Here is a 10,979-nt window from a genome sequence, read left to right as displayed (position 1 = left end):
CAGAACCAGCTGTACTGGAAGCCTTGCAGATGGGTGAGCCGATACTCTTGCCAGAGCAGGGCCAAGGTGACGCCGGGGCGACGTAACTCGGCATGGACATGAGCCCAGTCCGGCATCGGACGTTGATTGCGTAATTGCATGGACTTGACCACCCATTTGCATTCGGCTTGACCAGTCGTTTGCATCGGATTTGACCAGCGCACTGGGTGGCCTTGACCGGCAAAAAACGGCCAGAAGCAGCCCATCGCGCCAGAGCCAATTTCCCTTCTGGACGAGAACGCGGTTCAGACCATGTGTACCTTCAGCCTGAACGCTTAATGCGGCCGGATTACCGCTGCTGCGCGGTCCTATACGCGCAGGCTATGTGCCCGACGAACTGGAGCGGGGCATGCTGCGGGATATGAAGCGTCAGTGCTATACCACGCGCGGGGATGAGGTTATTCGAGTAACAGGCTGAGTTTTTGTTTAAGGTTTCCGAATTTGCAGATATTCACGATGTCTTCATCGCTGAATGATAAGCGCTTGTAAATGTTCAGTTCGAATATGGACTCTAGTTTTTGCCCTAGAATCCAAAGGTTTCGACCTTTAGCGGCCCGCTTTTCTGCAGCTGAGTCGTAATGTGTTAGATAATTTCTGGTATCTACGATTTTGCGAACAATGCTATTGATTGTAGCTTTGTCTCCGAAATGGGATTCGAAGGGTTCGATTAGTTTTTTGATTCTATTGGCTTGAGTAGTTTCATTACCATGCTGTAGTCGACCAAATAGCCAATCGTGTTTTTCTGATGGGCAAGATATTAATAGTTGTAGGGTGAGCGCATGAAAGTGCTCCGGGTCCATTTGAGTTGCTGTATGTGTGCGCCGACTGAACGTCTCTAATCCTTGCATTAGTGATAAAAACTTCGAGTCTAAATATTTATGCGTTCCATTCTGAGTTGAGAAATAAAGGTTAAAAGCAGGGGACAATAATTCATAATCATCTAGCCAGTTTTTAAGAATATCAGGGAAACGATCGCGAATTTGAGGGTAGGCAAAGCGTAGGCCGTGCCGTTTGACGTCTGGTTTGGATTCTGAAAAAGGGAGGCTGGGGTAGAAAAGCTTTACCTTGATAGACTCGCCGCTATCTGTCGAGCTACCTGGAACCTTGGCGTTCACAGAGTGCATGGATAGTGAACAGGCTGTGGCGAAGCAAAGCAGGTTAGTTATTTTATAAGCGATGTCTGTGAAATAACTAAAGCATTGAGGCTCTGAGGTTGAGATCTTGATGTACGCAGATTGGGTGATCTTTGCTTCGCTGTATGTGGGGAACCCTGGGATTGTGTAAGCAAAGCAAATTGATATTTCGCAACCGGATTCACTGTATACAATAATCGGTTGTTGTGGTTCGTACATTATCGTTGCAGTGTTTTCACTGCGTTCTACCTTGATGCCGCTGGTTCGAAGCCAATCATCAATGCCTTCAATGCTAAAGCTGAACTCTGAAAAGACTGTCTCTTCCTCTGCTTCATAGACGGCTCCTATGGTAGCGCGACCGACCCGTATGCGAGATGTAGCGGGCGCTCCGAATGCTAAGTTTCTATTTATATAGAAGCAGTCGTCGAGAGTTACGGCACCAGCTTTTTCCAGATTCCCAATAAGTCGACCAATATGATAATCATCTAAGGTCATTAGATCTGTTTCTATTGTAGTTATTTCAAGCTCAATATCGCCACCATCACTTATAGTGAGAGTGCCCTGGAACTGTTTCTCAGGGTTATTTGGTGTAGAGAAAAATCCAGTTCTTTTAAATTCGCTTTCCAGCCTCATTTGATTCCCTTCGACATAAAATTTTGATTCCCGCGATAACGTATAGGGCATCCATCAGGCTCAGCATGCTAAACCCAATACCAACCTACCTTCGGCTCTACTGATTCGTCCATTCTCGATCTATAGCCCGCTGCGCACTGTTCTTGCTGCTATAGAGATTCCGTAGGCACTGCGGCTTGCTCTGGTCGCCTGCAGTGATGGATTTCTCGGTACCGGATTTAGCGTCGCGGTAGTAGGCAATAATGCCAGTGTAGTTGCCGCCACGGTCGTCTGCCAAATCGTCATGGGTCGAGATTGACGACGAGCTAAAGATACGGACGATCTATCCCCGCAAGCGTCTTCTGGAGGCCAGTGTCAGGTGCTTCATAGATTGTATGGTCGAAGAGCTTGGAAATGCTCCAACGCCGCTCGCGAGAATCGATACAACGAGGCAGCGCTAGCTACAGCGAAGTGTTTCCGAAGGCGCTTTGGGCCCTGTCACAGGACGTGCACGACGCAATTGTTGAGCGGCCGCTTTTGGCCGTAATGCTGCGTCCGCTTTCTAACTCCGCCATCACTAGACCCAACATCGAGGCCGCGCTATCTTGCCGCCGCTGCCAATGGCAAGCCATGCCTGCCAACCCGGTATTAATGAATGAAAGGATTGATCATGGAACTCATGATGAGAAGTCGGCTTTTTGCGGTGTTGATTGGCCTAGGATTTATCGCTCTGGATCAGTGGGTCAAGGTACAGGCGTTAGGGGCGCTGCAATCGGACAGCTTCAAACTCGGTGGTAGTTTCGCGTGGCTGGATGTCGCATTGAGCCTGAACCCTGGCGCGTTCCTTAGTTTGGGTGCGGGGTTGGCGCCAGGTGTAAAACAAGTGATTTTCATAGTCGGCGTGGCGGCTGTGGTGTGCTGGGCCACTTGGTGGTCCTTGGCACGCTGGACAAGCTCTCCACGGAGATCAGCGGCGGTCTACCTTCTCGCATTGGGTGGCGCCTCCAACTTGATTGACCGAGTGTTTCGTGAGGGGCACGTGGTCGACTATATGGTGCTCAACCTGGGGGCTGTGCACACTGGGGTTTTCAATATTGCTGATGTTGCCATCATGATAGGGGCCGGCATGTTGCTCTGGATTGAATTACGCAAAGACCGTGAAGCGTAAAAAATAGGAATGCTGCCGTTGAGTCATCATCGATAGCAGTTGGCTTCAATGGTCGCAATTTTCGCAAAGTAGGCCTTAGTCAAACGTCCGCTTTTGGCCCAGAGTGTGTAAAAACACTTCGCCAAAATTGAAGTGCGCGCGCCTACGTTAAATCTGAAATTTATCGGCACGTCAGCAGATGTGGATTTCGCGTAGAAGCGCGATTTCCAGTCCGGTTTTGAGTACCTGTCGCACTGAAAATCGTGTTCACACAGCCTTGGCCAGTAGCGGACATTATTTGCTCGATGGATAATCCGACGAGCTACTTATGACTTTGAGCGGAGAAACCCATGGAGCTTCATGAGCAATTGGATCAGGTCAAGGACGCCAATACCTTTCTGGCTTTTGCCCACGCCCTGGCGGAAGACAAATCGAATGGTGACTGGGAAAACGGTACGATAGAAGCCTTCCTAGACGGAGCTATTGCATGGGCCGAAGCCAGTAATTTTGGCGTCGATCAGGGGCTTCAAGGCTCCAATCCTTGGCGGCAATTCGCTAATTTTTTGTACTGCGGAAAAATATACGAGTAAACAGGTGAAGTGTTTATTCGCTTTAAGCGTTGCGTCTGGGGGGTAGCCGAACGGGCTCGGCTCCACCTCACGATCGACCGATGCTGGTCGGTCACCGCCAATGTTCACTGGCTGTATTGGGTCGATTCTGCTGAAGCTTTAGGCGCGTGTTTACAGCAGAAAAGTAGGCGTCTGATATTCAGATCCCACTCTGGCGCAGAAGTGTTCAGGGTTACCCCCGCTCCCCGTCTCTTCAGGGATCGGGTCTGGTAACGGGGCTAAGACTTTCAGTAGAGAAATTCAATCGTTTTGACGTTGTTGAATAACCGCTTGCTGTCTTAAACATCGTTGTACTATCAGATGGCAGCGCGAAATCGTCGATCCTCCGGGCACTCCGCCTCGCCTCCTTACTCACGCGTCATGCTGATAGCATCCGGTTATATTCGACGGCAAAGGTACCTGTGGATGATCTTCTGTCAGACGAGTATTAGCGACCTGACCTTGGCGCGGATTGGAGTAAAATGCAGCATGAGCTATGACTTCAGAAATCTCTCATCGGCGGACTTTGAGGATCTCGTCCGGGACCTCATCGGAAAAGAAGAAGGGCTTCGCTTTGAGGCATTCTGCGCAGGCCCAGATGGTGGTATTGACGGTCGGCACGCGCACGCCTGCGGGAACGTTGTTCTCCAGGCGAAGCATTATGAAGGTTCGCCGTTCAGCAAATTAACGGCGGCCATGAAGCGCGAGCGTTCTTCAATCGATAGGCTGGCTCCCACCCGTTACATCCTCGCGACCTCCAGTAGGTTTACTCCGCTTGGCAAAAGTAGGCTCTCTCCACTCATAGGACCAAGTCTGAAATCTGAGGCAGATATTTTTGGTCCGGAGGACCTCAATGGTCTTCTCCGGAAGTACCCAGACATCCTCAAGTCACACATCAAACTCTGGCTCTCGGGCGTGGGTGTTTTGGAGCGGGTCGTACATGCGGCGGCCCATACCTTTGCAGCGCTAACACGTGAAGACATCGAACAAAAGGTTCGTGTCTACGCATCAAACCCAAGCTTCGACGAATCACTGGCTACGCTTGAAAAGCATCGGCTTCTCATCATATCCGGGCCGCCGGGAGTCGGCAAAACCACACTGGCCGAGATGCTTTGCTATACCTTTCTAAGCGAGGAGTGGGAGCTTATTCCCATCCGTAGTTTGGAAGACGGCTTCGCCGCCATTAACGACGGCAAAAAGCAAATATTTCTTTTCGATGATTTTCTTGGAAAGGTCGCCCTTGATCGACAAGCATTGGCGCATAAAGATTCTGACCTTGCGCGCTTCATGAGCCGCATACGTCGCTCACCGAATGCCCGTTTCATTCTGACAACGAGGGGTTATATATTTGAGGAAGCCCGTAGAGTCTCTGAACATCTTGGTGATCAGCGCCTCGATGTGACGAAGTACGTACTCGATGTTGGCATTTACACTCGTCGAATCAAAGCGCGGATTCTCTACAATCATCTTTTCGTGTCAGAGACGCCTCAGTCGCATATCCTGGCGCTATTAGAGAGTAAGAAGCTCCCGGAAATCGTTGATCACAAGAACTATAACCCACGTGTCATCGAGGCAATGACCGATGCATTTCGCGTTGGTGACATTGAACCCGCCAACTATCCCGCTGCCTTTATCGGCGCCCTGAACAATCCAAGCCAGATTTGGGACACCGCTTTCCGAACGCACATTGATCACCGGTGCAGGCATCTCCTGATGGCGATGTTTTTCCTATCAGAATACGGGATTTCAATCACGACTCTTCGCTCATCTTTCGATATTCTGCATACCTCGATGAGCATGGCCTACGGTCTGGCACACGGTCCTAAAGATTTCGAAGAATCCCTTCGTATTATGGAAGGTAGCTTCGTTAATGTCGTCAACATCGACGGGCCAACGGTTTCTTTTCTCAATCCTTCGCTCAAAGACTATCTCTCAACCTACCTGTTGGACACAGATCTCCTTATTCGCCTTGTCCCTACGGCGGGCTCAATCGACTGGCTGTCGAGCCTTTGGGACTTCGTGCATCCGTCTGGGCTTAGCGAGTCCGACCAGGCGAAGATCGCCAGAGCCTGCGCTGATATGGTCGAGATGATCGAAGAGCGCCCGCACTGGCGTCCCCGAGCCGGTGACGCCCGCTCACTCGAATACAATGATGCCGCAAACTCCAGGCGGCTCCGGATGCTGATGGATTGGTGGGAGATCACTGACGACCGGCGGTTTGCCGACAGCATTATCAAGATCGCGCGAAATCCACAGCAGGGCTTCAGTGCATGGTCAGACGGGGAGGCTCTGATCGAGTTCTTTTCCCTGCGGGACGGCAGGGGTTATGGCCGGCCGTTCATTTATGAAGCCGAATTCCTAGAACTCATCGAAAAGGCCCTTACCGACACTATACGGTGGAGTTCAAGTGACATGCTCTCCACCCTTGTGGATGCAGTGGACGCTGCGAATGGGCTGCCCGACAGCATTACCTGTGCTTTGCAGACGGCTGTGCTCGAAGAGTTCGAGGATAACACTAGTCGCATTCGCGAGGATGATAGCGAGTCCTCGCTATCGGACCGGATCGATGCCTTGAAAAAGTTCGCGCCACGTTTTGGTGTGCCGGACGCTAAGTTGAATAGCGCCGTCTCAGCCATCGAGGATCGCATAGGCGAGATTGAAGACCGAAGCAGTCGCGCCTCCTCTCCGAGTATCCCGTCATCGAGTAAGCGGGACGGGGAAAAGTTTGACGACCGCGCCCTTCGAGACCTTTTTACCCCTCTCCTTGATCGCTAGGCCAGCGCCAGCTCCGCGGAACAGGCGCGTCGCCCTTCGTTCACAAATTGCGAGCCGTCTCTTGCATGGTCTCAGCTTCCCGACCGTCTGGTATGGGTCCAAGCTGTGTGAAAACGTTTAGGGTCGGAGAATCCCACAGAAATAATGCCGAAACCACGTCCCTACTTAAAACCCGGCTCAGCTACCGTGTGTTGTCCTCGTCTTATATAGGCACGATTCAATCACCTCTATCGGCCGCTTTCTGCCTTTCGCCAACTGCGTTGCCAGGACTCGCAGCTAGTCATCACACAATCGGTGTGCTGGTTAAATTCGATGTGATGACCGACCATGCCGGATTTAAGCGACTTGTTATCTAACGTAAATTGGGCGGGGCAGGTTAGTGCATTTATCCAGCGAACGCCACAGCAACAAACTCCATACCGTAGCTATAGCTAGCTTTCACGACAGAGCTTTGATCTTTTCGTACAGATCATAAAGATGAAGTGCTGACATATCCAATATAGGCTCATACATGAAAGAGTTGAGATGGATGTTTTCAGGAGTCATCAGATTCACCTGCGAGAGCACCATGATTTCATCATTACCGAATGATAGGTTTGATGAAAATTTGTTGAACAACTCGAATGTTTGATTCCTGCTGATAGCCGATACGAAGGCGGCATCATTTATTTTATTAATCATATATTCTTCGGCCTTTAGCCTGATGGCAATGGATAAAATCACCTTAGATTCTAGTTCGACATCGTCCGCAGCATTGGCGGCGAGTGCTTCCGCTTGATCGTATATTAGTTGAAGGGCGCTATATGTGGAATTTGGAAGAGATAATGCTGCCTGGTCCGATAGCGTGGCCTTAACCGTTGACTCAAGATCCGCTATTGTAAGAGCCTTGCTATCTGCTTTTATGTGTAGAAGGGATGTCAGCCTCAGGTAGTGCTGGCTAGTAGTCCCGTGGCAGTACTCAGCTAGATTTCGCACAAAAGGAATGCTCGCTACTAGAAAAGCTGGGTTCTTGGCTAGTCCCTTCTTCCAAATAATAAATGGATTATTCTGATATTTTTCCGGTACAAATGTTAGCGCGTGCTGATCTTTTCTCGCAAAGAATCTTCGCTCTCTAGCAATATTGAGACGGCTGCTAATTGTTCGGTGAAAGTCAAAATTATGAGTTAGAAATAGCAGTCTAAAAAACTTGACCTTGGAAATTTCATTAAAGTACTCAATTATGGCGTATTTGTTTTTGTAGTCGAATGAGTCCGCGATATCATCAACGACAAACAGGGTAGTCTGGTTCGATTCTCGGCGTGCCTGTACTTCGAAAAGGACATTCAATATGTAAAGTGCCCGCCTCTCTCCTTGGCTGAGAACCTGAAGCAGCTTTTCCTCTTCGACACCACAGGTTTCTTGGCCATCATGAAATTCAAAGGTGACTTTTGGGCTTTCGCCTTTGAGAATTACGTCTTGTTGATTCTGAACAACCAGCTTGAAGGGAACATAAAACCGTTCGTTGAACTGAGTGACAACGGCAGCCCATTTGGTTTTTTCTTCCTGGGCCTGCTTTGCCGTGTGCGCAATTACGTCCTTTGCTGAAGCATATGCCATGGCGAAAATTTTCATAGCTGATTGAGCTACGTTGAAGTAGCTGAACCACAGCTTCTTTCTGAATTTTTCAAAATCACCAAGTTCAGGGAGTATTTCCGGATGGAGTGTCAAATACTCCCTAAACTTTTTTAGCTCAGCATTTTTTTGCAGCTGTTTATCAACCGCATCGAACCTCGCAGATAACTCTTTGTCGCCCAAGATGCGTTGCTTTTCTGCCTGAACTAACCCCTCCAGCTCCTTGGCAGAAGAAACTTCAGTCCTTACCCCTCCATTAGAAATATTTAGGGTGTGGTTAGCTTCAAAAAAACCGTTTGTTTGAAGATTTTTAGAGACATCACTGGCCCCGGCATGGTTGAACTTCTTGCTGAGGAGAGGAGAGCCTTCCACCAACTCTTGATATTTAGACATGTACTCTTGAAGCTGTTGATGGAGCGTGCCGGACTTAAACGCAGATATCGTTTTGTCGTTGAAAATTTCTATATAGGACAAATCATTGAATCTAGTATCGCCGTCAAGTTTACCTGCTAGTTCTGCGAAAAATTCATACGGATTCGTAAATTTGAAGACTTCTTTTATTTCGGAGACGGGAGACGCTTTACCTGGCCACCCTGAAGCTTCCTTCAACGTCTTCAGCAGGTCTTCTTGAGTCGACTCGATATTTCTCACCGCCTCTTCGTATTCTCCCCTCAGTTTGGGGTTTACTAGTAATGTCGAGGTTCCAGAGCCGGAATAACGCTCTACATAGGGTTTGATGACAAACACGGAGTCGGGGGTGATCGAGGCAGCAGGTTCGGCTGTGATTGCGCGGATGGTTGTACGTGTCGGGAAAATCAGGTCTTGGCTGTCACGTCCTTCTTGGAAGTCCAGAAATGTCCGCGCAAGCGACGTCTTCATGAAGCCGTTCGGCGCATAGATCGAGAAGGCTGAGCCATCTGGTGTTTTCTGAGTCCCTTTGAAATCAAACTTGGCATCAAGTTTTTGAATTCCATAGCAATTCTCTAATTTAATATCTAAGACATCCATATCTATGCTCCAAATTAAATGATTTTCCTCCATCGACGGTATCGTTTCGCTATCATCATGTCCATATAGCGATGCTGCCTCACATTGGCCTGGCATGCGCACTGATGAAGAACTTATCCAATATGCGGCGCTCGTTTTAGCGGCATCCATACATTTCGCTGCTGTTCTAGGCCTCAAAACCGACAGCAGGCAAGCCTCCGCTTCTAGCCGATTTCTGGCGGTCATTATTGGATGAAGAGAGTGAGTGGACGGACCTTGCTTGCGCCACCTCAATTAGCGTAACCCGAACCGTTCAGATGTGGTCAGGCGGGCTCAAGGCTATCTTTCATCAATGGTCTCAGCATGAGGTTGCTAGATGAGCATCGACAAGACGACTAAATTGACCAGTACCCGTAGTGAAGAAAACGCGAATCTACTACTCCGAGTCGGATGGACGCTTTTGCTCGTGGCTGACCGCCAGGAAGGCGCCTACCAATGGCTGCTTTATCAATTCGGGTGGCAGCGGGAGGGGGAACCCCCTGAAATCACTTTTACGGGTGTTGAGGGTGGCCCAGATCCATTCTGAACATGTCGGATAAAGGACGACGATCCAAAATGGGCATAGCAAATGGCCGAATTCCGATATGGCGAAAGGTATTGAAAAACAGGTGGTTGCATTGCACTTGACCACCTGTTTGCATTCGACTTGACCAATTGCATTCGTATTGACCACCATAGACGCATGCCGGATGCTCTTACGCCCGTTTGCGACTTTTGATCCTTCGCATTGATTCGCCCTTCAGTTCGATGATGTGGGACTTGTGAACGATACGGTCAAGAATTGCGTCGGCAATCGTGGGGTCAGAGAACAGGTCATACCATTTTTCTTTAGGGTACTGACTTGTGATCAGCAATGACCCGTTCTGTGACTGCTGATCGATAACGTCCAGGAGGAATGGTCCGAGTTGGGAGTCAATGCCACCGATGCCCAAATCGTCGATGATCAATAATTCTGCGCGTATCAATTGCCGACGCAGCTTGGGAATGGTGTGGTCAGCGTAAGACAGTGAGATCTCCTCAAAAAGCTTCGTGGCAGTGCGGTACAGCGTCGCTCGTCCAAGGCGGCAGGCCTGGTTTCCGAGTGCGCAAGCGAGCCAAGTTTTGCCAGTACCCGTAGCGCCTGTGATGATCACATTCTGACGTCGCGCCAACCATTCGCACTCCCCGAGGGACATGACAGTATTCCGGTCTATGCCTCGGGACGCCTTAAATTCAATGCTGTCCATTGTGGCTTCATTCTCACGAAGCCTCGCGGCCTTTAGCAAGCGTCCAACTTTTCTGCTCTCACGCTCGCTATTTTCGGCGTCCATCATTAAACCAAGCCTTGTATCGAATGGTTCTTTCAGCAGCGCAGGTGTTTCAAGCTGTCGCTCGTAGGCCACGGCCATCCCGTGCAGACCAAGAGTCATGAGGTTTTGGGCAGTATCTAGGATTGACTTCATTGCGGCTCATCTCCTTGTGAGGCGTAGTATTCAGCACCGCGAATGTTGGCGTGTTCGACCAAGGGGGCGGATCTTTGGTAGTTAGGACGCAGGTCAGATTCGTTCCGAAGGATCGACCGTAGCCGCTCAGAACTCAGGATGTTCAAGCTATTGGCATAGCCGCACGCGGATTCAAGGCGTGACGGCGTGATCGCCCCCTTGCGAACGTCGCGTTTCAGGCCAATAACGGCCTTCAAACCGGTCGCGAAATCTTTCCGCAGGTTGAGGTTGTCCTTCACGAAACGGAGCGTTTCCGGCCCAATAGTCTCAGCCCATACAATCAGCGTTTCCGGCTGGGAGTCTTGGAAATGGCTGTGATTCGGGGCCAAGTGCTCTTTGAGAGTGCTAGTGCCGCGCTGGCGATTCAGCTTGTGCGATCCGATGACACGGCGCTGATGAGTAAGCGAACGGGCATTACAGGTTGCGTAACGGCAGCCAGTTATGCGGCAACAACTCGGCGATCTCACTGGCGCGCTGCGTCGGCAGCCGCATCAGCACATCCTTGAGATAAGCATACGGATCATGC

General features: G+C 50.0%; 9 protein-coding genes and 1 pseudogene. 3 read left to right on the top strand and 7 right to left on the bottom strand.

Annotated elements, in window-relative coordinates:
• The 3 genes and pseudogenes from BLL38_RS31300 to BLL38_RS31600 form a co-directional block, all read right to left on the bottom strand.
• Nucleotides 1-185, bottom strand: a 185-nt coding sequence (locus BLL38_RS31300) for a hypothetical protein (RefSeq protein WP_130898284.1), incomplete at its 3' end; no start/stop codon positions are given.
• 252 nt (nt 186-437) lie between these two features.
• On the bottom strand, nt 438-1,856 hold the full coding sequence (locus BLL38_RS28930; protein ID WP_130898283.1) for an ApeA N-terminal domain 1-containing protein: 1,419 nt from the start codon (nt 1,854-1,856) through the stop codon (nt 438-440).
• A 46-nt stretch (nt 1,857-1,902) separates the two neighbouring features.
• A pseudogene (locus BLL38_RS31600) lies at nt 1,903-2,085 on the bottom strand (phage late control D family protein); the annotation flags it as partial.
• Nucleotides 2,086-2,439: 354 nt separating this feature from the next.
• On the opposite strand from BLL38_RS31600, the gene BLL38_RS28920 reads away from it, so the two are divergent.
• The 3 genes from BLL38_RS28920 (at nt 2,440) to BLL38_RS28910 (ending at nt 6,314) form a co-directional block, all read left to right on the top strand.
• Nucleotides 2,440-2,952, top strand: a complete 513-nt coding sequence (locus BLL38_RS28920; protein WP_242627651.1) for a signal peptidase II — start codon at nt 2,440-2,442, stop codon at nt 2,950-2,952.
• A 329-nt stretch (nt 2,953-3,281) separates the two neighbouring features.
• On the top strand, nt 3,282-3,521 hold the full coding sequence (locus BLL38_RS28915; protein ID WP_069556794.1) for a DUF7660 family protein: 240 nt from the start codon (nt 3,282-3,284) through the stop codon (nt 3,519-3,521).
• A gap of 507 nt (nt 3,522-4,028) precedes the next feature.
• Entirely contained in the window at nt 4,029-6,314 is a 2,286-nt protein-coding gene (locus tag BLL38_RS28910) for an nSTAND3 domain-containing NTPase (protein ID WP_076965269.1), read from the top strand.
• A gap of 438 nt (nt 6,315-6,752) precedes the next feature.
• Here the strand turns inward: BLL38_RS28910 and BLL38_RS28905 are convergent, their stop codons facing one another.
• The 4 genes from BLL38_RS28905 to BLL38_RS28885 form a co-directional block, all read right to left on the bottom strand.
• Entirely contained in the window at nt 6,753-9,083 is a 2,331-nt protein-coding gene (locus tag BLL38_RS28905) for a hypothetical protein (protein WP_242627650.1), read from the bottom strand.
• Between the two features lie 584 nt (nt 9,084-9,667).
• Entirely contained in the window at nt 9,668-10,414 is a 747-nt protein-coding gene (istB, locus tag BLL38_RS28895; RefSeq protein WP_069556791.1) for an IS21-like element helper ATPase IstB, read from the bottom strand.
• Nucleotides 10,411-10,692, bottom strand: a complete 282-nt coding sequence (locus BLL38_RS31595; protein ID WP_242627649.1) for a hypothetical protein — start codon at nt 10,690-10,692, stop codon at nt 10,411-10,413. The genes istB and BLL38_RS31595 overlap by 4 nt, the downstream gene beginning before the upstream one ends.
• A gap of 175 nt (nt 10,693-10,867) precedes the next feature.
• On the bottom strand, nt 10,868-10,979 hold a 112-nt coding region (locus BLL38_RS28885; RefSeq protein WP_130202206.1), incomplete at its 5' end, for a transposase domain-containing protein.

The organism is Pseudomonas gessardii (assembly GCF_001983165.1).
Taxonomy (GTDB): domain Bacteria; phylum Pseudomonadota; class Gammaproteobacteria; order Pseudomonadales; family Pseudomonadaceae; genus Aquipseudomonas; species Aquipseudomonas gessardii.
Note: the sequence above shows the minus strand (reverse complement) of the source record. Positions and strands in the feature narration are given on the sequence as shown.

What these genes read in the sequence shown, in the direction of transcription:
- BLL38_RS28930 (WP_130898283.1), bottom strand. Translation starts at nt 1,856, where the DNA reads ATGCCCTATACGTTATCGCGGGAATCAAAATTTTATGTCGAAGGGAAT.
- BLL38_RS28910 (WP_076965269.1), top strand. Translation starts at nt 4,029, where the DNA reads ATGAGCTATGACTTCAGAAATCTCTCATCGGCGGACTTTGAGGATCTC.
- BLL38_RS28915 (WP_069556794.1), top strand. Translation starts at nt 3,282, where the DNA reads ATGGAGCTTCATGAGCAATTGGATCAGGTCAAGGACGCCAATACCTTT.
- BLL38_RS28905 (WP_242627650.1), bottom strand. Translation starts at nt 9,083, where the DNA reads ATGGATGCCGCTAAAACGAGCGCCGCATATTGGATAAGTTCTTCATCA.
- BLL38_RS28920 (WP_242627651.1), top strand. Translation starts at nt 2,440, where the DNA reads ATGAAAGGATTGATCATGGAACTCATGATGAGAAGTCGGCTTTTTGCG.
- istB (WP_069556791.1), bottom strand. Translation starts at nt 10,414, where the DNA reads ATGAAGTCAATCCTAGATACTGCCCAAAACCTCATGACTCTTGGTCTG.